The organism is Mesorhizobium sp. M0514 (genome assembly GCF_040321145.1).
Classification (GTDB): domain Bacteria; phylum Pseudomonadota; class Alphaproteobacteria; order Rhizobiales; family Rhizobiaceae; genus Mesorhizobium.
This window is the reverse complement of sequence record NZ_JAMYQZ010000037.1, coordinates 32,795-58,095: the sequence shown is the minus strand read 5'-3', so window position 1 is coordinate 58,095 and position 25,301 is coordinate 32,795. Positions and strand designations below refer to the sequence as shown.

The window sequence follows — 25,301 nt, the reverse complement described above, 5'->3', positions numbered from 1 at the left end:
GGCTGGTGGTGGTCGATCCGGACACCGAACTTGCCTTCCTGCATGATCTGCCGGTCGGGCTGATGTGGGGCGTCGGCCCGGCGACCAGAGCGCGGCTGGCCGAGATCGGCATCGAGACCATCGGCCAGTTGGCAAAGACGCATGGTGGGGCGCTGCGAAGATTGCTCGGGCCCGCCGCCGGCGAAAAGCTGTCGTGGCTGGCATGGAACCGCGACCCGCGAAAGCTCGAAACCCACAGGCGGTCGCATTCCGCCGGCGCGCAGTCGGCGCTTGGCAGACGGCCGGCCGAGGCGCGTATCTTCGGACCCGTCCTGCTGCATCTGGCAGACCGGGTCGCCAGCCGGCTCAGGGCGAAATCACGGCCCGGGCGCACGGTGACGGTGCGCGTGCGTTTCGCCGATCTGCACGCTGTCACACGCTCGCTGACGCTCGAGCAGCCGATTTCGGCAACCGCGATGCTGGCCGAAATCGCCGGGGAGCTGGTGCGCGGCGTGCTGGCCGCCAACCCTCGGGAGAAGACCATCTCGTTGCTGGCGATCTCGGTGTCGCAGCTGGAAGAAAGTGTCGAGCTACAGTTGGAGCTGCCGCTCGGGCTTGCCGATGAAAAGCAGCGGCCCGGCAGCAGGCAAGGCCTGGCGCGCTTTGGCGCCGATAGCGCCATCGACAAGATCCGCCAGCGCTTTGGCAGAGAGGCTGTCGGCTATGGCGCCGTGGCGCTGGAAGCCCGGCGCTCGGTTCCCGATGCCTTCCGCGAACTGGCGGAGAAGGAACTGTGAGTGCGGCGCGACGGCAAGGCCAATGTTTAGGCTGGACCCCTCCGCGCTGCATTGCCGCTCTGTTTGAGCAGGCCGACCAACCAGGCCAGACCCGCCGCAGTTTCGGACATTTTTCGCACCGCAACCCGGCCACGCCATGCACGCCCAAGAACAACGCTTTGTCGATGAAGGTGGACTTGCAGTTAGCGCATCGGCGCCAAGAAAAACCGGGATGGGACAGCGAGGCCGCGAAGGTTGACAGTGCCGATCCGTCTGGCATTATCGCGTAAGCTTGGAGGATTCACTATGAAGAAAACCTATTCGAAGCCTGTTCTGGTCAAAAAAGGCAAGCTTTCGCAGGTTACGGCGCTCGCCAATGGAGCGGGTTCCGGCCCGATCGAGTGAAGTCGTTGAGTCGGCTGTCGCCTGATCTGGCGGCCTCGCCTGACACTGGAGATGCGGCATGAAGAAGACCTATTCGAAGCCGGTGCTGGTCAAGAAGGGCAAGCTCTCGCAGGTTACAGCCGACAATGGTAACGGCTCCGGGCCGGTCGCAGTCTAGCAGCCGATCATCCGGACGCCTTGTGCCGTCTGGCCGGGAACAGGGCTTTGGGTGCCCGACGTGGAGAGTGGAAAATGAAGAAAACCTATCTGAAACCGGTGCTGGTCAAAAAAGGCAAGCTCTCGCAGGTCACCGCGAACGGTGCTTCCAATCCGCGATAAACCCTTTCACCCCGATTAATCGCGACACGCTTCAGCGCACAACCACCAGATCGTCGAGCACGAGCTGCCAATAGTGGCTCGTGGAGAGGCGCACGCGCGTCACCGCCGCCAGCATCGGCGCGTAGTGGACGGGCGCCAGTGCCGACAGGACGATCGTGTCGCTGGCGATCAGCCGGTCGCCAAGCCAGCTCTCGACCAGTGCGGTTTCGCCTTCGGACTTCAACCATGCCGCTGTCAGCATCACGGAATGGAACCCGAACGGTTTGTCGCTCGAGAATTCGGCCGGGTGTCCGCTGCTCGTATAGCAGACATGGTCTCCCGAGATATTGCCGTTGACGTAGCCTTCGCTGCCTTCGGTATGATCGCGCGCCAGTGCGTTCAGGTTGAACCAGGTCAACCCGGCATAACCGGACGGCACCTTGCGCAGGCCGCGCGTCGTGACATCGTCGAAACCGATGGCCTGCAAGGACGCGGCGCTGTCGACAGCCGCGTTCTCGGGCGACAGCAGGCCGAGCTCGGTCGGGTAGGCCGACAAGGCCAGTCGTCGTTCCATGCCACCGCCGGTGATTTCGATCGCGTCGGCGTCATCGGGCAGATCGAGGCGGAAGCCAGCCCCAGCACTTAGCGGATGCACCGCCACCTCTTGCCCTTTCGCCATCACCGAGATGCTCGCCGAAGCACCGTCCGCTACGCGGCCGCTGAGCCGGCGTATCGCAAACAGGCCGACCGGCTGCAGCATTGCTTCCGAGGCCAGCCCGGTGGGCGAGCCCGGCAGCGGCCGGAGGTGCTGCGACTGGACCTCGTTGGCGCTGCTGGAGCGCCAGCCGGGCGGAACCGACACGGTGAAGCGGTAGCTGCCCGGCACATGGATGGGCGCGGCCCGACGTTTCGCCGACGCCAGGAAATTGGCAAAGCCGCCGCGGTTGCTCCGCGCCGCGGCGACGAAGCGGCCGTCGCCATCATGCAGTCTGACCATGATGCCGGCCATCGGGCGGTCGCCGAGCCCGTAGCGGCCGTCGCGATCGGCATCGAAATAGACAAAGGACGAATGATTGAGCTTGCCGTGGTTGCCCGACCAGTCCCGGCGCACGGCGTAGTCGTTGGCCGGATCTTCACGAAGCCGGGCTCTGAGACGAGACCGCGCCAGCCGCCAGGCGAGAGCCGCAACGACAGCGGCGAACCCGACAAGGAGTATTGCCTTGATCACGGACGGCTCAAGCAATGCTGTCGGCCCTGCTCATCTGGATCTCCTGCACATACATCGATCCATATATCGATGCTGCAGGCGCTTGAGCAACCGGACACGGGACCGGCGGACCACGGCATCGGCGTCACATACCCATTTCAGGCACCTATTCCGGCGATGGCACCGGCGGCTTCGTGGTCAGCGCGGCGCCGAAGGCGGCGACGACCACGGCGGCGATGCCCGCGCATTGCAGCGGGCTCAGGGTCTCGTGCAGGAACAGGAAGCCGGCCAGCGCGCCCAGCGCCGGCTCCAGACAAGTCAGCGTGCCGTAGAGCCTGGCCGGCATCCGGGTCAGCGCCACCATCTCCAGCCAGAACGGCAAGGCGCTGGAGAACAGCCCGACCAGCAGCGCGCTGACCAGGATCGCGGGTGCGATCAGGCCGGTACCCGCGTCGGCTAGGCCGAACGGCAGGGCGAGAGCAGCGGCAATGACCAGCCCGTAAGCCGTGGTCTGGCTGCCAAGCTCGGCGCCCGCCTTTTGTGCAAAGACGATGTAGAGCGCCCAGCAGCCGCCGGCGGCCAGCGCCAGCATCACGCCGACCGGGTCGAGTGAACTGCCGGAGTGGATGAAGGGCGACAACAGCAATATGCCGGCAACGGCCAGCACCACCCAGACGAAGTCGGTGGCGCGCCGGGACGACAGCGTCGCCACAAGCAGCGGGCCGGAGAATTCGAGCGCCACCGCAACGCCGAGCGGGATTCTGGCGAGCGCTGCGTAAAACAAAAGGTTCAGCGCCGCGAGGTTGACGCCGTAGGCGATGAGCCAGGGCAGCACGGCGCGCGACGGCCGCACCCGCCACGGCCTCAGCACCGCCGCCAGCATCAGCGCGCCCACGACCAGCCGCAGCGCCGTGGTGCCATTGGCGCCGATCAGCGGAAACAGGCCCTTGGCGAAGGTGGCGCCGATCTGGATCGACACCATTGCGCCAAGCAACGCGCCGATCGGCAAGGCCTTCGCTTCAGCTGCGGCAATCGGCGTCGACGTCAATTCCAGTCCCTCCGCGCGGTGCGCCGCAGCGTGGCCCGAGATATGGATAATAGGCCTGGCTGTCGTGTGGCACGGGCAGACTGTTGATGGGGCAAGACGTGGAAGGCGAACGCCGACGCATTTCCTCTCCCCCGTCGATCGAGGGAGAGGAAAAGAGGCTAGCTCGCCAGCCCATACACCAGGCTCACACGTCCATCCGAAAGCGCCTCGGCCTTGCGCAGTTCCAGTCCGTGCCGGGCGTGCACCGTGCCGAACAGCGCCTTGCCGTCGCCGGCGAGCAGCGGATAGACAATGAGCCGCATTTCATCCACTAGCCCCGCCTCGATCAGGCTGGCGCTGAGGCGGGCGCCGCCCATGAGATAGATGTTCTTGCCGGGCTCGCGCTTCAGCGCCGCGATGTCGTCGAGGCTGCGCAGGAAGCGCGTCGAGGCCCAGGCGGCCGAAGTCATGGTGTTCGACAGCACATAGTGCGGGGTTTTCGCGGCAAAGCGCGCCCATTCGAGTTCGGCCGGGTCGACCAGTCTGCCGGTCATCGGCAATGGCTGGTCCGGCTCGTTCTGTTGGATCGCGCTCCAGTAGCGCTCATAACCGGCATACATGACGCCGCCGAGCAGGCAGGCGTCGATCTCGGGCATCAGGCCGTATTCCTCCGACCAGTTGTCGACCCAGTCGGCGAAGCCTTCGGGGCCTTCCATCTTGCCGTCGATGGAGATCTTCATTCCGGTGATCAATTTACGCATGACTTCCTCCTCGGGCTTGCGGGATGCAAGCACGTTGCCTTGGTTTCACTTCCGATGACGCGCCGCGGTGTCTGGCGATGGCGCGTGTTTCGCCGGCCCTTGCGACGGCATCCGGCGCAAGGGATCGATGGTGCCCCCCGGTTGGACCGGGCGATGCGTTAGGTCAGGTCAGGCCGGCAGGCGCCGGTCGTATTCCGCCACGATACGGCTAAAGCTGTCCCAGAACGGTTCGGGCTTCTCGGCCGCCACGCGGGCAACCAGGAGGTCGAGATGCACGTGCCAGCCGGCGGCATGCATCATCAGGCTCGAGCGGTCCGGCAGGCGGCGGTGGACCAGGGTGAGCAGGACGTCGTCGCCGCGCTGCGCCAATTCGAAGGTGACATTGCCGCTGCCGTTCCAGGTGATGGTGAGCTTGCGAGGCGGATCGCACTCGACGATCTGGTTGTGCATCCGCTGTTCGCCGCCACTGAAACTGGCCGGCCTGTCGCCGGGCGGGTCGGTCAGTTCGTCGTTGCGCCAGACCAGCTCGAAGGAAGAGCCTTCCTCCATCTCCATGTCGCCGGCCGCCAGCCATTGGCGGCGCAGGTCGCTCTGCGTCAGATATTCCCAGACGCGCTCCCTGGTTCCGGGCAAAAGCCGTTCGATCCTCAAAGTGGCCGGCTGGATCAGCTGGGCGTAGCCGTCGAAGCTGTTCATCTGGTTCATCGGTCGTCTCCCTTGGAAGGTGTTGGCCTGGGTGATTCCGGCTTCGATGGTTCTGGATTTGCCGGTGCCGGCGTCGTCGACGTTTTGCGCCCCGCCTCCTCGCGCAAAAGCTGTTCGAGGACATCGAGGCGGCTGTTCCAGAAACGCGCGTATTGGCCGAGCCACTGATAGGCGGTGGCCAGCGGGCGGGCCTCGAGGCGGCAGACATGGGTGCGCCCGCGCACTTCGCGCCGGATCAGCCCGGCATGCTCCAGCGCCTTGATGTGCTTGGAGGCGGCGGCCAGCGACATGGCAAAGGGTTGAGCCAGCTCGCTCACCGTACGCTCGCCGCCGGCGAGGTGGTTAAGCATGTTCCGGCGCGTGGCGTCGCCGAGGGCGTGAAAAACCTGGTCCATCTGGGGCGCCTCTAATTCAACCATGTAGTTGAATATAGAGGCGAGATTTTAGATAGTCAACTAGTTGGTTGAATGTTTTTTGGGGAGAGGCGCTGGCCCCCTACCTCCCCCTTGTGGGGAGGTCGGACCGTAGGTCCGGGCGGGGGTACTAGCGCTGACCGTGGGGGATGTGGATTTCCTCTTCCCTCACGAAGTCTGGGAGAGGAACCCAAGATGGCGGAGGTCCGCGCAGACCCCCATCCCGATCCGCTTTGCGGATCGACCCTCCCCACAAGGGGGAGGGTAAAGTGCCCTCACCCCGCCATCGCCAGCGGCACCGCGCTCTTGTTGGGGATCTGGATGTCGATCTCCAGCGTCGACATGGTCTCGCCGCGGTCCATCGAGACCTGGAGATAATCCTGGTCGATCTGCACATGCTTGGCGATCACCGCCATGATCTCCTCGCGCAGGATGGAGACGAGATCGGGCTGGCTGCGGTTGCGGCGCTCATAGGCGAGAAGCACTTGCAGCCGTTCGCGCGCCACCGGCGCGCTGGTGCGCCGCTTGAAGATGTCGAGCAGGTTCATGCCGCCCTCCTTCCCAAAAGACGATCGAGGAAGCCCTTGCGTTCGAAGGGCACGATGACCGGCAGCTGTTCGCCCTCGAGGCGCTTGGCCGCGTCGATGTAAGCCTTGGCAGCGGCGTTCAGCGGCTCCGACAGCGTCACCGGCGAACCGAGGTTGGAGGCGCGCAGCACATCCTGGCTCTCGGGGATAATGCCGAGCAGCGGCACCGACAGGATCTCCAGCACATCGTCGATCGACAGCATTTCGCCCCGCGCGGCGCGTCCCGCATCATAGCGCGTGACCAGCACATGCTTGGCGATCTGCTCGCCCTCCTCGGCGCGCAAGGTGCGGGAATCGAGCAGGCCGATGATGCGGTCGGAATCGCGCACCGACGACACTTCCGGATTGGTGACGATGACCGCCTCGTCGGCAAAGCGCATGGCGAGCTGCGCGCCGCGCTCGATGCCGGCCGGGCTGTCGCAGAAGACGTAGTCGAACACCGAGCGCAGCTTGCCGATGACCTCGGCGACGCCCTCCTCGGTCAGCGCATCCTTGTCGCGCGTCTGCGAGGCCGGCAGCAGGAACAGCGTCTCGACCCGCTTGTCGCGGATCAGCGCCTGCGACAGCTTTGCCGAGCCCTGGATGACGTTGACGAGGTCGAACACCACGCGGCGTTCGGCGCCCATGATCAAATCGAGGTTGCGCAGGCCGACATCGAAATCGACCAGCGCCACCTTCTTGCCGGTCTTGGCGACCGCCGCCCCCAGAGCCGCGGTAGAGGTCGTCTTGCCGACGCCCCCCTTGCCCGAGGTGACCACCACTACCTTGCCCATCAATAAAGCCTCCGTTGTTGTTCGTTATGTCGTTGTCGGGCGAGACGCATTAGCTGAAAGGGGCGATGCGCAGCATGCCGTTTTCGAGAAATGCCTGCACAGGCTTGCCCCGGACTGACGGGTCCATCTCCTCGGCCGTGCAATACCAGCCATCGACCGAGAGAAGTTCGGCTTCGTTCCTGCGGCAGAAGACACGCGCCGCCGTGTTCCCTTGAGCGCCTGCCGAAGCGCGGCCGCGCAGCGTGCCATAGACGTGGATCGAGCCGGTGGCGACGATCTCGGAGCCGGAGGCGACGGAGCCCAGCACGATGACGTCGCCATGCGGATGGAAGATCAGCTGGCCCGAACGGATCGGCGAGCGGATCATCAACGTGCCGGCGTCCGGGGCCTTGGTGTCTCGAGGCTGCGTCTTGGCATCGCTCGCCGGTTTCAGATCGCCCGTCTTCAAATCGCCCGCCTTCAAATCGCCGGCCTCTGTCTTGATGTCACCGGCCGCCTTCGTATCGCCTGCCGGCGTGGCGTCCTCCGCCCTGCCCGCCTTGCGGCTCGGCTGCAGCAGCCCGTCGGTGGTCGCCTCCTTGGCGCCGACCAGCACCGGCGGCAGGTGCGCGCCAAGCTCAGTGCCGCCGTCGAGCTCGATGGCATAGATGCCAATGCCGCGCTGGCCGAGTAGATCGACCAGCGCTTCGATGGCCACGACATCGGGCTTCAGCACGTTCAGGTCGAGCACCACCGGGCGCCCGGCAAAATAGCCCGGCGAATTGCCGACCCAGCGATCGAGGCTCTCCAGCCAAACATCCAAAGGCGCCTCCGGCGTCAGCGTGAAAGCGACGAAGGAGCGGGCGCGAAAGCGAATGGACTTGGCCTCGAGGGGAGCGGCAAAGGTCACGGCGGGCGATTCCTTACTGAGAGGTAAACGCTACCGGTGGTATGGTTAATGAAAGGTTAATGAACTGAATAACCGCATGGCAGATCGGACGCCAATTGGCGACACAGACCGCGACATTCACGAAACTAAGCGCGATTGCTAAGGAACAACGCTGGCGTTGCAAGGGCTATCTAAAGTATCACCACTGGGTGAAATCTGGGGCTTGGCGAGATGAAGTTCTTTCGTGTGGCGTTGGCGGCAATCACCGCCGCGGCAATCTACCTGCCGTCCGCGGCAAGCGCCGGCGAGATCGCTTGCGCAACCACCTACGCCGGCCGGCGAATCACCCTCGTTGTCCCCAACGCTGCCGGCGGCGGCTATGATACCTATGCCCGTGCATTTGCGCCGGCCCTTGCCAGCACGACCGAGCTCGATGTCAGGGTCGTGAATATGCCCGCGGCAGGCGGATTTGCGGCGCTAAAGCGTGTAACCAATGCGCCGTCCGACGAACTGGTCCTTATGATTGAAAGCGTCTCCGACATAATTTCGCAAGGTGACATTCCGGCTGGCGTCGACAACTGGATCAATCGGCTAAATCCGATAGGACTGATTCACATCGATCCCGAAGCGTGGATCGTTCGGAACGATGTCGATTTGCAAAGCGCCAAACATCTGGTCGCGTCGGTTTCATCGTTTGAAGCCGGCATCCTGCCGATAGTGCTCACCGCGCACCTCCTCGATATCAAGGTCGACGTGGTCTCAGGCTATGAAGGCAGCGGCGCACTCATGTCCGCGCTCCTGCGTGGCGAAGGCGATATGACATCCAATTCATTGACGACAGGCTTGCGCTCGACCGCCGCAGGCGAGGCCAAAGTCGGTCTGGTTCTCACGGAGGGACCTGACCCGAACGCGCCAGGCGTGGCTTTCCTGGCGGGCGAAGGAGGGTTGGTGTGGCAGCGCAGCCAAGGCCTTTCCAAGGAGAAGCAGGAAGAGCGATTGCGGTTGGCCATCGCCGTCGCGAAAGCTTCGGCGACAGCGCGGGGATTTTTTGCCCCTGCCGACATGGAGCAGAAATCGCTAGGTTGTCTTCGTGACGCCGTCTCCGCCGCGGTTAAGAGCGATGGGTTCAAGGTGGCGCTTGAAGCTCAGAAACGTCCAATCGAACCGCGCGGCGCCGACCAGACCGTCATCGTGATCAACGATATGCTCAGTGCCTTCCACGAGGCGGAAGCGTATCTGAAAAAACACCCGGAACTCGAGCGGGATGCGCGAGCAACGCGCTGATGACCGGATATTGGGCTGCCCTCGGCACTGGACTGGGCAATGTATTCTCCTGGCCGAACATACTGATCCCGGTGCTTGGCACCTTGGTTGCCATGGCTACGTCCTTTCTTCCAGGGATTGGCGGCGCCAGCCTTGCAACCCTTCTGCTGGTCGCAACCGTGCATTGGGATCCGGTATCGGTGTTGTTGCTGTTTGGCGCCCTGACCGGCGGCGCGACCTTCATGGGATCTATAACGGCTATCCTCTTCAACATACCTGGCAACGCGCCAAGCGCGGCAACCCTGCTCGACGGCCATCCGATGTCCAGGGCCGGCCTGCCTCGCACCGCGATAGCCGCCGCGGCAACGGCCTCGGCCGTCGGATCGGTTTTTGGCGTCCTCGTCCTCATAGCGCTCATGCCGATCATTCGGCCGTTCATCCTGCAATTCGGACCGTTTGAATACGTGCTGCTGGGCGTATGGGGCCTGTCGACGATCATTGCGGTTCCAAGCGCGTCCCGTCTGAAAGCGCTGGCGATGGCGCTGCTGGGGCTTTTGGTCGGTCTTGTCGGAACTGATCCGACCTATGGCCAACCACGCTGGACGTTTGGGAGCATCGCTCTCTTCGACGGCGTCGACATGGTCGCGCTGCTGCTTGGCTTTTTCACCGTTTCTGAAATCATCTCGTGGCGAAAAAGATTGCAGCTTGAAAAAGCGGCTGGCCTGGAAAACGCGAACGACTCGATCTGGACCGGTATGCTTGCTGTCTTTTGTCATTGGGGACTAACAATGCGATCGTCGGCCATCGGCGTGTTGGTCGGCATCATTCCAGGTGTTGGAGGAACGGTCGCCAGCTTCGTTGCCTACGGGCAGGCGATCCAGACAACCCCCAAGGACCAGCGCTCAAGGTTCGGATCTGGTGACATCAGGGGCATCATTGCGCCGGAAGCGGCCGTCGATTCGAAGGACGGAGGCTCGCTTCTGCCGACCGTTGCCTTCGGCCTTCCCGGCAGCGAGGGCGGCTTGATCCTGCTGACAGTCCTGACGGTACACGGCATCGTTCCGGGCATACCGATGCTGACGACCGGCTTGCCCCTGACGTTCACGTTGATTACCGCGCTGCTGCTGTCGAACCTGCTGACGTCCGCAGTGGGATTGGCGTTGACACCATATTTTGCGCGCCTGACTGCTCTCAGGATCGACCGCATCGCGCTCCCGATCATTGTCGTCAGCTTCGTGACGATCGTGCAGCTAAACGGGCTGCTGATCGATCTGTACGTAGCCGTCGCTTTCGGGCTGGCCGGCTACATGCTGAAGCGCCTCGCCTGGCCGCAAATTCCTTTTGTCATATCATTCGTCCTGGGCGGCTTCATCGAGCGAAACCTGGCGCTCAGTGTGGAGTTGGCCCGTGTCGGCAGGCTGAACCCTCTACAACGGCCGGCGTCGTTGACGATCATGGTCATAATCGCGCTTTCCCTCGCATGGATCGTGCGCGGTGGTGTTTTGCCGCCGCGACGTGTCAAGCCAAAGCGTGCCGATGCCGCAGTCGCATGGCTGTTGACCGGTGGATGCGCTGTGATGGCAGCGATATCGCTCCAAGGGCAGCCAGGCTATTCGATCTTCGCGCAGGCCGTGGCCTGGTGTTGTCTGTTTGCGATGCTCGCGGTCGCCCTTGTGCAAACGATCTCGCTTGTTGGCCACGCGAAACAGGGAGGCGAACGGACCCATACGATCCCGGAAAGCCATCGTGTGCCGTTGATGATGATGCTCCTGTTGCCGGCCGCTGTCTGGCTGGCGGGCCTCCCGGCGGCGCTATCCCTGTTTACCCTGATATGGATTGCAGCCGGTCAGAAGCTGACCTTGAAGTCGGCGACACTGGCATCTTGCACCTCGGTTGCGGTCGCAGTGGCGACCTGGTTTTATCTCGATCGGATAGCCGCTATCGACCTTCCCGCTTCTGCGATGTCGCACTTATTCTAGTGGTCGGGCTACATCCTGACGGCGACGATTTCGTATCTTGGAATTGTCTGGACGCTGTCGGCAGCGGCAAGCGGGGAAACGCTTTTCCCGGTATGATGCTGCTCCGAGCCGATAATCGTCAGGTTGGATTGCTTCAGCATATCCGCAAGGTCTGAATATGTAGTGCGATCTTCATGCAGCGGTTCACCCCAGAGCGCTTCGACGGCCGTCTTCAGCTCCGCCACGGCAGCGGCAGGAAAATGCGCCGCGACGGCGGCCTTCTCGATGGTCGAAAGCCTTCGGCCGATTTCAGCGCTGCCGCGAGGCCCCCTCGGCTGGTCTTTTTCCGATAGCAACCTCTGGGAGAGAAGCAGGCGTCCGCCAGGCTTGAGACTACGCGCCCAACTGTCGACCACCTGCTGGCGTGCGCTGCGGTCGAAGAAATTAAGAACGCTATGCGCGACAACTGCCTGCACCGGCGCACAGTCGCAACCGCGAATGTCGGCGCGGTGGGTCTCGAGCGCAAAACCGGCGGAGCGGGCAAACAGCCTGTTCTGTTCGACCGTCGTTTCACAGCGATCGATCAGCACAAATTCGGGCTCGATGCCGACCGGCCTCGTTTGGCCCAGAACCATTGCCGCCAGGCCGGTGTCGGCCGCGCCCGACAGGAGAATCCGACAGCGTCCCTCCTGGGCCACGGCAGCCAATTCACGTCCAAAGAACCCCCCGCCGGCCGGCTTGGCACCTTTCGATTCCAGCAGGCGGATCATGCTCCACGTGCGATGGTAGGGCCTGCACCCATGGCTCGGGTCACACAGCACCTCAGCCCAATCAAACGAAAAACGGGCAAGTTGCGTGAGTGGTTCGTCGGTGTAAATCGAGATCCGTTGCCCTGCCGGTGGGCTTTCTCGCGGGCCGTTCATTGCGAATGCATCTTCCTTCGCCGGGCCATTCTTGTTCTCCAAAGCCATCTCACTGGCCATATCCAGCGGCCCGACTGAATGAATTGGTAAGATCTGGCTGAAGGCAGGAAGTCGATTCTCCCGGTGCCGGAACTGTCGATGGCCTCGAATGCAACTTTCAACGCTGCGATGATGTGGCCACGTCGTTCCTCACGGGCGGCTGCGCCATCTTTGAACTTCGGAAAAGTCGGATTGGGGTTGACCTCGAATATCACCAGTGCGCCGTCACGCAACGTGTAGTCCACGCGGCCGAACTGGATATGGCCCGTATTGCAGGCGCGAAGCAGGTCCTCTGCGTGCGGATTGTCCTTTACGAAGGCGAGTTCCTCGCGCACGAAATCCGGGTCGGTGCTGCTTGCCGATGACTTAACGTTCCAGTCGACGGACCTAAGTATGTGCTGGGACACAATCGCGTCCCCAATGCGGAATGCGCCATACTTTCGATAGTAGCCGTTCGAATCGCGATCGGCTTCAAAGGAGACGGCGATGCGCCGCTTCATCGGCTTGGCGTTGCCCTGGAGCACGGCGATCGCCTCTTCAAGTTGGCGTGGGTTTTCCAGAAGCTTGGTTTCCGGCCCCCAAAAGCCATCTTCCATCCGGATAAAAACAGGGTAACGGGTTGGTCGCTCATCCTGCTCCAGACGCGATACTTCGACCGGGTTGATTCCTCTAATACGAAGCCGGCGGAGCAGGGCGAACCGCTCCAGGACAGTCGCGGGATGGTTTAGAATTCGAGCATCAGGGTCGGCGCGCTTTGCGGCTTCGGCAATATCCGCCGCCGCCATCATTTCCATGCCATTCAGATACTCAAAATCCGTAAAAACCAAGGTACCCGCGGGAAAGTTTAGCCGGCGGAAGACTGACTGATAGGTTTCCATGCGCAAAAGCGGCAACAAGTGCCCTGCCGACGAAATCAGCCGCCGCATCGGCGTCTGATTCAACTCGTGCACCAACACTGTGATCATCGTTGCTCGCCACCCCGTCTCGACGTCGTATAGAGAAAGTGGCGAGAGTGTCTACAGGCACGCTGGTGCCGCGAAGTGGTTGGCACTTCGTATCGCGGCATCTGGGCTGCTTCGCCGGCGTCGGCACCGTCCGCTTAAGGATGTTGCTATGGCCAGCACGGATCAATTTGGGCGCAAAGCTGTCAGAAATGACGGCCTCTGTCGCGACTGCCAAAGTGATAAGTGTCAACAAGACACTCTGAAAGATCGTCCTAGCCCTCCGATCAGGACGTCGCCCGCCGCTTCCCCTCAATCCCCCTCGCCGCCTGCTCAACTGCGGCGCGGTCCGTGCCCAGTCTGTCGATCAACTCCTGCGCCTCGTCGCCCGATATGCCGGTGCGCACGGCGAGTTCCTCGACGGTCAGGACGTCGGTGCTGGCGATCTCGCGCGGCAGGGCGTCGTCAGCGGTCAGCGGCAGGGCTGCTTCGCGGTCGATTTCGGCCTCGGCCCGGTGCCAGTGGTGCTCGGGGTCGCCAGTGCCTTCGCGCTCCCAGATCTGGTAGGCGCGCTGCTGTATCTTATGATGCCTGTCGTCGTTCATAGTGGTTCCTCCCCTGGGCCTTAAGGGCGATCCGAACGATCCCAGAAATCGCGCGGTCGCAATCGTTCGCGGCGCCCTTCGCGCTGGCTACTCGCATTGCCGTCTCGGCCCGCCGGAATATGGCTGGTAGCTGTTGTCTTCCGGACGGTACGAGCGATAGCGGCTGAAGCAGGATTCGACATGGTCGCCGCTGGTGGCCGCGTAGGCGCCCGCGCCCACGACATAGCTTGCCTCCGTGGCACGCGCCTCAGGGGCTCGCGGCGCGGCGCGCTCGGCGCCGAGATAGGGCGAGACGCAGGTGCGCTGCTGTCCGCTATAGGACGTGTAGCTGTTGTCATCAGGGTTGTAGGAGCGGTAGCGGCTGACGCACCAGGCGAGATGCGGCGGCGGCAGCTCGACCGGCGCGATAGCGCCGGTGACGGCGGGATCGGGCTGCTGCTTGTCCTGCTCCGGTTCCATGACGGCGATGTCCGCAGGCGCGGGCTGCTCGGCCGGCAGACGTTCAAAGTCCTGCGCCCCCTTGTTGACCGGAAGCGCTTTCCGGGTCCACAGCTCCGCCACGCTGACGGTGGGTCTTGCCTCGCGCGGGGGCTTGGCGGCAAGCAGCCAAGTGGCAAAGGCCAGCCCGCTGCTGAACACCGCCAGGGTCAGCACGAAGCCGCCGACCAATCCGAGAACGGCTTTCATTCGACACTCCTTCTGTCCCTGCTGATAGAATGCGGGACATCAGCGCTTGTTCCAGAGATGTGAGCGCGACGGACTAAGGTCTGACCGACCTTGCGCGTCCGGATTCGTCGAGCCGGCCAGAGCGCCGCCGCCTACTCCGCCGCCTCCGCATAATCCACCGGGATATAGTTGAGGATTGGGCCGAGCCAGCGCTCGACTTCGGCGAGCGGCATGTCCTTGCGGCGCGCATAATCCTCGACCTGGTCGCGCTCGACCTTGGCGACGCCGAAATAATAGCTTTCGGGATGGGCGAGATAGATGCCGGACACCGACGAGCCCGGCCACATCGCATAGCTTTCGGTCAGGCTGACGCCGGCATTGCGCTCGCCGTCGAGCAGCCGGAACAAGGTCGCCTTCTCGGTATGATCGGGCTGCGCGGGATAGCCGGGCGCGGGGCGGATGCCGCGATAGGGCTCGCCGATCAGTTCATCCGGCGCCAGCGTCTCGTCTGATGCATAGCCCCAGAAATCCTTGCGCACCTTCTCGTGCATGCGCTCGGCAAAAGCTTCGGCGAAACGGTCGGCCAGCGCCTTGACCATGATCGAGGAATAATCGTCATTGGCGCGCTCGAAGCGCTCTGATATCGCCACCTCCTCGCTCCCGGCGGTGACGATGAAGCCGCCGATATAGTCCGGCTTGCCGCTGTCGGCCGGTGCGACGAAATCCGACAGCGCGACATTGGCCTTGCCGTCGCGCCTGGTCAGCTGCTGGCGCAGCGTGAAGAAAGTGGCAAGCTCCTGCGAGCGCGCCTCATCCGTGAACAGCCTGATGTCGTCGCCGACGGCATTGGACGGCCAGAAGCCGATGACGCCGCGCGGCGCGAACCATTTTTCCGCGATGATTTTTGTCAGCATCGCCTGCGCATCCTCGAAAATCTGGCGTGCCGCCGGTCCCTGCTTCTCGTCGTCGAGGATCTTGGGGTAACGCCCCTTCAGCTCCCAGGTCTGGAAGAACGGCGTCCAGTCGATGTAGCGCGAGAGCTCAGTCAGGTCCCAGTTCTCGAACACTTTCACGCCGGTGAAGGACGGCTTCGGCGGTTCATAGGCGGACCAGTCCACCCTGTGCGCATTGGCCCTGGCCTTTGCCAGCGGCAGCCGCTGCTTGTCGGCCTCGGAGCGGGCATGCGCGTCGGCGACCTTTTTGTACTCGGCCCGCACTGTGTCGACGTAGCCGCCCTTGGTCTCGTTCGACAGCAAGGACGAGACGACGCCGACCGCCCGGCTGGCGTCATTGACATAGACCGTCTGTCCCCTGGAGTAGCGGGGATGGATCTTCACCGCCGTGTGCACGCGGCTGCTTGTCGCGCCGCCGATCAGCAGCGGAATGTCAAACCCTTCGCGCTCCATCTCCGCGGCCATGTGCACCATCTCGTCCAGCGATGGGGTGATCAGGCCGGACAGGCCGATGATGTCGACATTTTGCTCGCGAGCCGTCTGCAGGATCTTCGCCGCCGGCACCATGACGCCGAGATCGATGATCTCGTAATTGTTGCAGGCCAGAACGACGCCGACGATGTTCTTGCCGATGTCGTGGACATCGCCCTTTACAGTCGCCATCAGGATTTTGCCGGCCGTCTGGCGCTCGCCATTGTCGATGCCATTGGCGGCGTTGGCCAGTTTTTCGGCCTCCATGTGCGGCAGCAATCCGGCCACCGCCTGCTTCATCACGCGCGCCGACTTCACCACTTGCGGCAGAAACATCTTTCCAGCGCCGAACAGATCGCCGACGACATTCATGCCGGCCATCAGCGGGCCTTCGATGACATGCAGAGGCCGCTCGGCCGCAAGCCGCGCCTCTTCGGTGTCGGCGTCGATGAATTCGGTGATGCCGTTGACCAGCGCATGGGAAATCCGCTGCTCGACTGTCCAGTCGCGCCAGGCGAGATCGCGCTCCCTGGCGTCCTTGCCGGCGGTGCCCTTGAAACGCTCGGCGATCTCCAGCATGCGTTCGGTGGCGGTGCCGCCGGCCCTGGGCGCGCGGTTGAGCACGACGTCCTGGCACGCTTCGCGCAGCTCCGGCTCGATCGTGTCGTAGACGGCGAGCTGGCCGGCATTGACGATGCCCATATCCATGCCGCGCTGGATGGCGTGGTAGAGGAACACGGCGTGCATCGCCTCGCGCACGGGCTCGTTGCCGCGAAACGAGAAGGACAGGTTCGAGACGCCGCCCGAGATATGGACATGCGGCAGCGTGGCGGTGATCTCGCCGGTGGCCTCGATGAAGTCGACGCCGTAATTGTCGTGCTCCTCTATGCCGGTGGCGACCGCGAAGACGTTGGGGTCGAAGACGATGTCTTCGGGCGGGAAGCCGGCCTGTTCGGTGAGCAGCTTGTAGGCGCGGGTGCAGATCTCGACCTTGCGCGCCCTGGTGTCGGCCTGGCCGGCCTCGTCGAAGGCCATGACGACCACGGCCGCGCCGTAGGCCCGCACCAGCTTCGCGTGATGAAGGAAGGCTTCCTCGCCTTCCTTCATCGAGATGGAGTTGACCAGCGGCTTGCCCTGCACACATTTCAGCCCGGCCTCGATGATCTCCCATTTCGAGGAGTCGACCATCACCGGGACACGGGCGATATCAGGCTCGGCGGCGATCAAATTGAGATACTCGACCATCGCCTTTTTCGAATCGATCAGGCCTTCGTCCATGTTGATGTCGATGATCTGGGCGCCATTGGCGACCTGGTCGCGCGCCACGTCGAGCGCGGGGACATAGTCGCCCGCCGTGATCAGTTTTCGGAACTTGGCCGAGCCGGTGACATTGGTGCGCTCGCCGACATTGACGAAGGGGATCTCGTCGGTCAGCGTGAACGGCTCCAACCCGGACAGGCGCATCTTGCGCTCGATCTCGGGAATTGCGCGCGGCGGATACTTTTTGACAGCCTCGGCAATCGCCCGGATGTGCTCCGGCGTCGAGCCGCAGCAGCCGCCGACGACATTGACCAGCCCTTCGCGCGCGAAATCCTCGATCTGCGCGGCCATGAAGTCCGGGCTCTCGTCGTATCTGCCGAATTCATTGGGCAGGCCGGCATTCGGATAGGCGCAGACGAAGGTGTCGGCGACGCCTGAAATTTCGGCCAGATGCGCGCGCATGGCGTTGGCGCCGAGTGCGCAGTTGAGGCCGATGGTGAACGGGTTGGCATGGCGCACCGAATGCCAGAAGGCGGTCGGCGTCTGGCCCGACAGCGTGCGGCCGGAGAGATCGGTGATGGTGCCGGAAATCATCACCGGCAGGCGCACGCCCTTTTCGAGAAAAATCTCGTTGCAGGCGAAGATCGCCGCCTTGGCGTTCAGCGTGTCGAAGATGGTTTCAATGAGAATGATGTCGGCGCCGCCGTCGATCAGGCCGCGCAGCTGCTCGCCATAGGCCAGGCGCAACTCATCGAAGGTCACGGCGCGATAGCCGGGATTGTTGACGTCGGGCGACATCGAGGCGGTGCGGTTGGTCGGCCCGACCGCGCCGGCGACGAAACGGCGTTTGCCGTCCTCCTGCTGTGCTCTCACCGCTGCCCGACGCACCAGCCGCGCACCGTCGCGGTTCAGCGCGTAGACGGCATCCTCCATGCCGTAATCGGCCTGGGCGATCGAGGTCGAGGAGAAGGTGTTGGTCTCGAGGATATCGGCGCCAGAGATGGCGTATTGATAATGTATTTCCTCGATCGCCTTCGGCTGCGTCAGGATCAAGAGGTCGTTGTTGCCCTGCTGGTGGCAGGCGCAGCCCGCGAAAGCCTCGCCGCGGAAATGCTCTTCGTCGAAGCCGAGACCCTGGATCTGCGTGCCCAAGGCGCCGTCGAGGATGAGGATGCGCTCGCGTGCCGCTGCCGTCAGCGCCGCAAGCACTTCGGACCCATCGGGCTTTGCCGCGACGGGGCCGAACAATGCGTCCAGCGATGCAGAATTCTGCGACATTTTTTATCCTTGAGGCGACAACCATCACATAAGGATATCTTTATGTCAACATACGGAATGCAGGCGAACGCGTAGTGGCGAGAGTTTGGTGCGATGGTCATCCCGATCGACAATGTGACGGCGGCGGTCATCGTCGCCGCTGCGCCGTGCCTACACCACCACGTCCCGATATACCCTCACCTCGCCATCCTGGCCGCGGATGCGCCAATCCTGCCCGTCCCGTCCCTCGACATGGCATAGCCCGAGCGGCACCTTGCCGCCGCCTTCCGGCAGGTCCAGCACATAGACCGGATTGCAGATGCCCGACAGGCGGGCGCGCAGCGCGCCGGCCAGCGCCTGTCCCTGCGCAATCGTGGTGCGCCTGTGCGCCATGCCGCGCGCGAGGTCGCCGTGGTGCAGGTAATAGGGTTTGACGCCGAGCCGGTACATCAGTTCGCGGCAGAGTTCCTCCAGCACCTCGACCGTGTCGTTGACGCCCTTGAGCAGGACACTCTGGTTGAGCAGCACGAAGCCTGCCTGGCGCATGACGCGGCAGGCCAATTCGGTGGCCGGCGTGATCTCCCGCGCATGGTTGAAATGGGTGACGATTGTGACCATCAGCCGGCCCTGCAAGGCGCCAACCAGCCCCGGCGTGATGCGCGCGGGCAGTACGACAGGCACGCGCGTGTGGATACGCAGCAGCCTGACATGCGCGATCGTCTCGATGCGGGCGCGGATTTCAGCCAGCGCCTTGTCCGGCAGCGAAAGCGGATCGCCGCCGGTCAGGATCACTTCGCGGATTTCGGTATGGCCTTCGATATAGGCAAAAGCCTCTTCGAGCGCTTCTCGCGTATAGCCGCGGCCAATCGAGGTCAGGGATTCCTTGCGGAAGCAGAAGCGGCAATAGACCGCGCATTGGTAGGTCGCAAACAACAGCACGCGGTCGGCGTGGCGGTGCGTCAGTCGCGGCACCGGACTGAAGGCATGGTCGGCGATCGGATCGTCGAGCTCGCCTTCCGTTTCCGTCAGCTCATCCGGCGATGGAATGACCTGGGCGCGGATCGGATCGGCGGGATCGTTCCAGTCGATCAGGTCGAGATAGGTTTTGGGGGCACGCACCTTGTGGCGTACGACCGCCTCCTGCGCCGCCGCGCGCTCGGCGGGTGACAGCGGCAGGGAGGCGAGATCGCGGACGTGGCGCACGCCCGCGCGGATGTCGTTTTGCCAGGCGGTGTCGGCATCGCGTCCTTCGTCGGCGATGGCCGCGTCATCGAAAGTTGAGTCTGGGGTCATTGGGGCCTCGGGGCAATTCTGGCGGTGCTATCGGCCGGATGGACGGTTCGGTCAACAGCAGTGGCTCGGCGCGGATTGTCGCTGCGCTGCGATCCTTCGCATCCCCCGACTATCGCCGTAATCGACCAGCGCAGCAATTTCAGGCAATCTCACCGATAAGGCGCTCCAAGGGGAGATGGGCGCCGCCTAGGGAGGATCGCCATGAGCAAAATGCCGCGTTATGAGGATGCCGTTCAGCGCTTTCGCATCGAAGATGAGATCGCGCGGTTGTATGGCAACCCTGGAACCGGCATCAATGCCTATGTCGAATGCTGCGGCCGCTACACCGGAGAAGACCGGCTGGCGCTGCGCGCGATCTCGGCCGGCGGCGAGCTTCGCGAATTCATCTTCGACGATCTCGCCGACATGTCGGGGCGCGCCGCCAATGTGCTCAAGGCCGCCGGCGTCGGTGCCGGCGATGTCGTCGCCGGCATGCTGCCGCGCGTCCCCGAACTGGTGGCGCTGATCCTCGGGACGTGGCGCATCGGCGCGGTCTACCAGCCGCTGTTCACCGCCTTCGGTCCGAAAGCCATCGAGCACGGCCTCGGCTATAGCGGCGCCAGGATCGTGGTGACCAACCCGGCCGATCGCGGTAAGCTCGACGAGGTCGAGACATCAGCGCAAATCGCCACCATTCTTGGCAATGGCGATGTGCTGCCTGCAGGCGACATCGATTTCCGCGCCGCGCTTGCCGCCGCCTCGCCCGACTGCCAGCCGGTGATGCGCAAGGGCGACGACTTGTTCATGATGATGTCGACGTCGGGAACGACCGGCCTGCCCAAGGGCGTGCCGGTGCCGCTCCGCGCCCTGCTCGCCTTCGGCGCCTATATGCGTGACGCGATCGGCTTGCTGCCCGACGACATCTTCTGGAACATCGCCGACCCCGGCTGGGCCTACGGCCTCTATTACGCCATCACCGGCCCGTTGCAGCTCGGCATCGCCACGACCTTCCATGAAGGCGCCTTCAACGCCAAGAGCACTTACGACATCATCGAGCGGCTCGGCGTCACCAGCCTTGCCGGCTCGCCGACCGCCTATCGCCTGCTGATGGCGGAAGGCGCGGAAGCTGCGGCCCGCGTCAAAGGCAGACTGCGCGTGGTGAGCAGCGCCGGCGAGCCGCTCAACCCGGAAGTCATCCGCTGGTTCGACGCAAATCTCGCCGCGCCCATTCACGACCATTACGGCCAGACCGAGAACGGCATGATGGTCAACAACCATCATGGGCTCTCGCATGTCGTTCGCGCGCGCATGGTGGTACTGGACGAGGCCGGCAACGAGCTCGGCCCCAACCAGCCCGGCATCCTCGCCGTCGACATCGCGAAGTCGCCGCTGCGCTGGTTCGACGGCTATCACCAAGCCGAGACGCCGGCGATCAGGGGCGGCTACTACCGCACGGGCGACACGGTGGAGTACGAGCCGGACGGTTCGGTCTCCTTCATCGGCCGCGCCGACGATGTCATCACTTCGGCCGGCTATCGCATCGGCCCGTTCGACTTCGAAAGCGCGCTGATCGAGCATCCGGCGGTCAACGAGGCGGCCGTGGTCGGCGTACCCGATCCGCAGCGCACAGAGATCGTCAAGGCCTTCGTCGTGCTGGTGCCGGCTTACAAGGGCAACCCCGACCTCGCCGAAGAGCTTGCCCAGCACGTCAAGAAACGGCTGTCGGCGCACGCCTACCCGCGCGAGGTCGAGTTCATCACCGAACTGCCGAAGACCCCGAGCGGCAAGATCCAGCGCTTCCTGCTGAGGAAGGCGGAGGTGGAGAAGCGCAAGGCGTGACTAGGCGCCAATCTCCCCCCTCGAGGGGGAGATGTCGCCGAAGGCGACAGAGGGGGTCGTTGCGCGTGAAGCGCTAACGTCGTCTCGCGCTGCAAAAGGAGTCAGCGCTTCACGCGCGGCGACCCCCTCTGGCCTGCCGGCCATCTCCCCATCAAGGGGAGAGATCTGCAGCTCCAACGCCGTCTTTTTTCAGCCCAATGTTGTCATGTATCCTTGGAATCGAACGTAGAGCAGGGTTTATATCATGCGGTGGGTCTGGACGTTTCTGTTTGCGCTGGTGAGCAGCGTGGCTTTCGCGGCCTCGCCGGAGGACGACTATGTCGCCGCGCGTGACAAGGCGATGGCTGATATCGCGGCGCTGAACAGCGCGAACGCGGCAATCGAGACCATCGACGCTGAGAACGAGAAGGCCTTGGCCGACCTCCAGCAGCGTCTTGCCGGCATTATCGGGCCGCTGGCGGTCAAGGACTTTCCGCCAACCGGCACAATCAATATCGAAAGCCTCAGCGACTCCGATATCGGCTATGGCATGCTCGATGGGCTGCGATACACCAAGGGCGACGACGGCCCCAGCCTAGTGGCAACGACGCGAGGGCTGCTGGAGCGCTGGCTCCAGTCCAGGACCGCCGAGACCGACGAGAGTTTCAAACTGCCCGCCGGCATCGATGAGGCGCTTAAGCTCGATGCCTTCTACACCCAGGCGATCAACAGCGACGCCGCCTTCGAGGGAACACTCGACTTTCCATTGAAGAAGCCCGAAGGCGCCGACATCGCCTTCGCACGGCTCGGCGGCTGGACGCAGGACGTCGGGCCGATCTACGAGCAGGAAGTCATCGTTACGCTCGTCAAAGGCAACAGCGTGAGAATTGTCGCAGCGCCGGCAGCCCCTGCCGTTCCGAAGTTCGCCGCCTGCGACGCCGTGTGGGCTGCTGCGGACGCCGCCGCGCAGAAATTCCAGGAGGCCTACCAGGCATCGGACCTGAAGGACGAAAAAGCGTTCGAGTCCTCCAACGCCGCCTGGGACAAGGGCGACAGCGACTACCGGGCCTGCATGGCGCAGCGCCTGCCGGCTGACCCGGCTTTCCCGGCGCTGCTCGCCCAGGCGCAGGCGCTGGCCGATCAAATGGCTGGGAAGTAAGCCTCCCGCAAGGGCCCGCGCGGCAAGATCAGGCGGCTTGTTGCAATCTGAGGCGAATATGACTTCGCCGCTGGGTTGCAGAACTCTGCAACCTGGCGTCCTACTTTCGGACAGTCATTCAGATTTCGGCTGGACCCTGGCAACCAAAAGCTTACCGTTTGTTCTCGGATTCGTCTCGAAGCTCAAATTTAAGCTTTAGCTACTATGGTCGACCGAAGGACTACTGTCCTGGAAAGGTCTTCGGATCGAGTTGGCAGGCGCAATGCTCAATTCCGGCCGGTTTAAACGGGCCGTTTTTTCTTCCGCCAACTTGCCGGCGGCGATTGCCTTTGTCGTGCTTCTCGTCTGCGCCCTGGTTGCCGACCAGAGGAACAGAGAGGTCTCCGATCAGCTGGCGCGCGCCGACGTCCTGGCCAAGGTCAACATCATACGTGCCAAGCTCGAAGGCAACATAGGCGGCAATCTCCAGCTGGTTCAGGGTCTCGTTTCGACAATCGTTACCGAGCCCTATATGGGCCAGCAAAGATTTGCGGCACTCGCCCGCAATCTGTTCGAGCAAAAATCGCAGTTGCGCGATATTGCCGGTGCGCCCGACCTCGTCATCGCGCTGATATATCCGCTGGAAGGCAATGAAAAAGCCATCGGGCTGGACTACCGCAAGAGCGATACGCAACGCATGGCCGCGCTTCGCGCCCGTGACCAGCGCGCGCTGGTGCTCGCCGGGCCGGTCAAACTGGCGCAAGGCGGACGTGGCTTCATCGGCCGTATCCCGGTCTTCGTGCCGACGGCGGGCGGCGGCGACCGTTTCTGGGGTATCGTCTCGGCCGTGATCGATGTCGATCGGCTCTACGCTGCCAGCGGACTGACCGACCCTGATCTGGATATCGATGTGGCGCTTATCGGCAAGGATGCGCTCGGCGGCGGCGGGGAACTGTTCTTCGGCGGCGATAATGTCGTGTCCGGCAATCCGGTGATGGCAGAGGTGCAATTGCCTTCAGGCTCCTGGCAAATTTCAGCCATACCGAAGGGCGGCTGGCCGACCGCTCCGAAAAATGAGTGGCTGTTGCGTCTGCTCATGGCGCTTGCCGGCGCGCTGGTGGTGCTGCCGATCCTCGTGGCAGGACGTCTTTTCGGTGAGCGGCAGAAAAGTGACGCCGAGTTGAGGCGCCTGTCCCGCCGGCTGGAGTTGGCGTTGGAAGCCTCTGCTATAGGCGTGTGGGAGCACGATACCGTCAGCAACGAACTCGTATGGGACGACCGCATCAACGAAATCTATGGCAAACCCGGCGGCGGCAAGACCCGTAGCTATGACGACTGGGCGCTGGCGATCCATCCCCAAGACTTCGAACGGGCTAAAGCAGATTTCGATTCGGCTGTTGCAACACAAGGCCCCTACTCTTCGCAGTATCGGCTCCTGCGGCCGGACGGCACCATTCGCCATGTGCGCACCCGCGCCAGTTTCTTCCGGGACATCGACGGCACGCCAAAAATGATCGGCGCCGAATGGGATGTGACAGGCGACGTGCTGCTCAACGAGAATCTCGTGCGTGAACGTCGCCTTTCAGAATCGAAAAATGCCGAACTGAACCTGGCCAAAGCCCGCATCGAGCATGTCGCGATGCATGATTCGCTGACCGGTCTGCCCAACCGTCGGTATCTGGACGAGATGCTTGCCGAAAACCGCGAAGCCGACGGCCGCGCGGCGTTGCTGCATCTCGACCTTGACCGGTTCAAGCAGATCAACGACACGCTCGGCCATGCAGCGGGCGATGCATTGCTGGTGCATGCTTCGAAAGTCATCGAGGCCAGCGTCGGCAGTGCCGATTTCGTTGCGCGCATCGGCGGCGACGAGTTTGTCGTGCTGAGCCATGGACGCGACGACAAGGAACTCGCCGCGCTGGCCGACCACATTATCGATGCGATGCGCCAGCCGGTCGACTATCTGGGTCACCAGTGCCGGTTCGGCGTCAGCATCGGCATTGCGGCCAATAGCGGCGTCGATGCAAGGCAGTTGCTTGTCAATGCCGATCTGGCGCTGTACCGGGCGAAAGGCCGCGGCCGCAACCGCTACGAGTTTTTCAACGAAGAGCTGCAGAGCGAGATCGTGCGGACCAAGCAGACCGCCGACGAGATTCTGGGCGGGCTCGAGCGGAACGAATTCATCGTCTACTATCAGCCGCAGTTCGACGCCAAGACGCTGGAGATCGTTGGCGTCGAGGCGCTGTCGCGTTGGGATCATCCGCAACGCGGCATGCTGACTCCCGACGCCTACATCAAGGTGGCTGAAGAACTTAATGTCGTGGCGCTTATCGACCGCACCGTCCTGGAGCAGGCGCTCGATAATTTTGAGCGTTGGTCGCGCAGCCACCTCAACATCCCGCGCGTCTCGGTCAACGTTTCCGCCAGGCGCCTGGAAGACAGGGATCTGATCAAGGGTTTGCGCAAGCTTCCCATCAAGGAAGGGACCGTGTCGTTCGAACTGGTGGAGTCGATTTTCCTCGACGAAAACGACGAGCTGGTCAGCTGGAACATCGAACACATCAAGGGGCTCGGCATCGACGTCGAGATCGACGATTTCGGCACCGGGCATGCCTCGATCGTCTCGCTGTTGAAGTTGCGGCCCCGTCGCCTCAAGATCGACCGCCAGCTGGTCACCCCCATCACCAGCTCAACCGCACAGCGGCAGCTTGTGTCGTCCATCATCGACATCGGCAAGTCGCTCGGGATCGAAGTGATCGCCGAGGGCGTCGAGACGATGGAGCACGCGCGCATCCTGAAAGAGCTTGGCTGCGACATCCTGCAAGGCTTCCTGTTCGGCTACCCGATGGATGCCAAAGCCTTCAAGGCCTTCGCGCAGTCGCGCAAATGGCTGGCGGCGAGCTGACAAATCCTGGCTTTGCTGGACGCAAATGCGGACG

22 protein-coding genes are annotated in these 25,301 nt (G+C 63.3%); 8 read left to right on the top strand and 14 right to left on the bottom strand.

Features of this window, described 5'->3' with window-relative positions; all coding sequences use genetic code 11:
- From NKI61_RS17085 to NKI61_RS17075, 3 genes are all read left to right on the top strand, one after another.
- Positions 1–776 (top strand): DinB/UmuC family translesion DNA polymerase (locus NKI61_RS17085; protein ID WP_502899899.1); only part of this gene is annotated, 776 nt, incomplete at its 5' end.
- Positions 777–1,061: 285 nt separating this feature from the next.
- Complete coding sequence (locus NKI61_RS17080; RefSeq protein ID WP_023670351.1) at positions 1,062–1,160, top strand: hypothetical protein; 99 nt, start codon at positions 1,062–1,064, stop codon at positions 1,158–1,160.
- Positions 1,161–1,218: 58 nt separating this feature from the next.
- Positions 1,219–1,317: a hypothetical protein gene (locus NKI61_RS17075; RefSeq protein WP_023684816.1), complete on the top strand. Its 99-nt coding sequence runs from the start codon at positions 1,219–1,221 to the stop codon at positions 1,315–1,317.
- A gap of 192 nt (positions 1,318–1,509) precedes the next feature.
- On the opposite strand, the gene NKI61_RS17070 is transcribed toward NKI61_RS17075, so the two are convergent.
- The 8 genes from NKI61_RS17070 to minC all read right to left on the bottom strand — a co-directional run bounded on the left by NKI61_RS17070 (position 1,510) and on the right by minC (position 7,819).
- Complete coding sequence (locus NKI61_RS17070) at positions 1,510–2,685, bottom strand: hypothetical protein (RefSeq protein ID WP_352840119.1); 1,176 nt, start codon at positions 2,683–2,685, stop codon at positions 1,510–1,512.
- A 145-nt stretch (positions 2,686–2,830) separates the two neighbouring features.
- Positions 2,831–3,712: an EamA family transporter gene (locus NKI61_RS17065; RefSeq protein ID WP_352840118.1), complete on the bottom strand. Its 882-nt coding sequence runs from the start codon at positions 3,710–3,712 to the stop codon at positions 2,831–2,833.
- Positions 3,713–3,870: 158 nt separating this feature from the next.
- On the bottom strand, positions 3,871–4,452 hold the full coding sequence (locus NKI61_RS17060; protein WP_352840117.1) for a dihydrofolate reductase family protein: 582 nt from the start codon (positions 4,450–4,452) through the stop codon (positions 3,871–3,873).
- Positions 4,453–4,620: 168 nt separating this feature from the next.
- Positions 4,621–5,157: an SRPBCC family protein gene (locus tag NKI61_RS17055; RefSeq protein ID WP_023684811.1), complete on the bottom strand. Its 537-nt coding sequence runs from the start codon at positions 5,155–5,157 to the stop codon at positions 4,621–4,623.
- Positions 5,154–5,576 carry an ArsR/SmtB family transcription factor gene (locus NKI61_RS17050; RefSeq protein ID WP_352840116.1) on the bottom strand — a complete coding sequence of 141 codons (423 nt, stop codon included), beginning with the start codon at positions 5,574–5,576 and terminating at the stop codon, positions 5,154–5,156. Before NKI61_RS17050 ends, NKI61_RS17055 begins: the two co-directional genes overlap by 4 nt.
- Before the next feature lie 269 nt (positions 5,577–5,845).
- A complete protein-coding gene (minE, locus tag NKI61_RS17045) occupies positions 5,846–6,118 on the bottom strand; it encodes a cell division topological specificity factor MinE (protein ID WP_023684809.1) in 273 nt (90 codons plus the stop codon).
- On the bottom strand, positions 6,115–6,930 hold the full coding sequence (minD, locus tag NKI61_RS17040; RefSeq protein ID WP_023670342.1) for a septum site-determining protein MinD: 816 nt from the start codon (positions 6,928–6,930) through the stop codon (positions 6,115–6,117). The genes minE and minD overlap by 4 nt, the downstream gene beginning before the upstream one ends.
- A 49-nt stretch (positions 6,931–6,979) precedes the next feature.
- Positions 6,980–7,819, bottom strand: a complete 840-nt coding sequence (minC, locus tag NKI61_RS17035) for a septum site-determining protein MinC (protein ID WP_352840115.1) — start codon at positions 7,817–7,819, stop codon at positions 6,980–6,982.
- A gap of 210 nt (positions 7,820–8,029) precedes the next feature.
- Here minC and NKI61_RS17030 point away from each other — a divergent pair, with 210 nt between their 5' ends.
- Both NKI61_RS17030 and NKI61_RS17025 read left to right on the top strand, forming a co-directional pair.
- Positions 8,030–9,082, top strand: coding sequence for a Bug family tripartite tricarboxylate transporter substrate binding protein (locus NKI61_RS17030; RefSeq protein ID WP_023733941.1), 1,053 nt, complete (start codon positions 8,030–8,032; stop codon positions 9,080–9,082).
- Positions 9,082–11,040, top strand: coding sequence for a tripartite tricarboxylate transporter permease (locus tag NKI61_RS17025; protein ID WP_352840114.1), 1,959 nt, complete (start codon positions 9,082–9,084; stop codon positions 11,038–11,040). Before NKI61_RS17030 ends, NKI61_RS17025 begins: the two co-directional genes overlap by 1 nt.
- Before the next feature lie 8 nt (positions 11,041–11,048).
- On the opposite strand, the gene NKI61_RS17020 is transcribed toward NKI61_RS17025, so the two are convergent.
- The 6 genes from NKI61_RS17020 to NKI61_RS16995 form a co-directional block, all read right to left on the bottom strand.
- The gene (locus tag NKI61_RS17020) at positions 11,049–11,990 is read right to left on the bottom strand and encodes a class I SAM-dependent methyltransferase (protein WP_198029702.1); all 942 of its coding nucleotides are present in this window, start codon (positions 11,988–11,990) and stop codon (positions 11,049–11,051) included.
- The gene (locus tag NKI61_RS17015; RefSeq protein ID WP_023733938.1) at positions 11,939–12,946 is read right to left on the bottom strand and encodes a hypothetical protein; all 1,008 of its coding nucleotides are present in this window, start codon (positions 12,944–12,946) and stop codon (positions 11,939–11,941) included. Before NKI61_RS17015 ends, NKI61_RS17020 begins: the two co-directional genes overlap by 52 nt.
- Before the next feature lie 263 nt (positions 12,947–13,209).
- Positions 13,210–13,527, bottom strand: a complete 318-nt coding sequence (locus NKI61_RS17010) for a DUF2934 domain-containing protein (RefSeq protein WP_023733937.1) — start codon at positions 13,525–13,527, stop codon at positions 13,210–13,212.
- 87 nt (positions 13,528–13,614) lie between these two features.
- A complete protein-coding gene (locus tag NKI61_RS17005) occupies positions 13,615–14,214 on the bottom strand; it encodes a BA14K family protein (protein ID WP_023733936.1) in 600 nt (199 codons plus the stop codon).
- 131 nt (positions 14,215–14,345) lie between these two features.
- Positions 14,346–18,155, bottom strand: a complete 3,810-nt coding sequence (gene metH / locus NKI61_RS17000) for a methionine synthase (protein WP_352840113.1) — start codon at positions 18,153–18,155, stop codon at positions 14,346–14,348.
- 150 nt (positions 18,156–18,305) lie between these two features.
- Complete coding sequence (locus tag NKI61_RS16995) at positions 18,306–19,427, bottom strand: KamA family radical SAM protein (protein WP_031262237.1); 1,122 nt, start codon at positions 19,425–19,427, stop codon at positions 18,306–18,308.
- Between the two features lie 201 nt (positions 19,428–19,628).
- On the opposite strand from NKI61_RS16995, the gene NKI61_RS16990 reads away from it, so the two are divergent.
- The 3 genes from NKI61_RS16990 (at position 19,629) to NKI61_RS16980 (ending at position 25,267) form a co-directional block, all read left to right on the top strand.
- On the top strand, positions 19,629–21,245 hold the full coding sequence (locus tag NKI61_RS16990; protein WP_352840112.1) for an AMP-binding protein: 1,617 nt from the start codon (positions 19,629–19,631) through the stop codon (positions 21,243–21,245).
- 244 nt (positions 21,246–21,489) lie between these two features.
- Positions 21,490–22,383, top strand: a complete 894-nt coding sequence (locus NKI61_RS16985) for a hypothetical protein (RefSeq protein WP_023733931.1) — start codon at positions 21,490–21,492, stop codon at positions 22,381–22,383.
- Between the two features lie 262 nt (positions 22,384–22,645).
- The gene (locus tag NKI61_RS16980) at positions 22,646–25,267 is read left to right on the top strand and encodes a bifunctional diguanylate cyclase/phosphodiesterase (RefSeq protein ID WP_352840111.1); all 2,622 of its coding nucleotides are present in this window, start codon (positions 22,646–22,648) and stop codon (positions 25,265–25,267) included.
- The last annotated feature ends 34 nt before the right edge of the window (positions 25,268–25,301 follow it).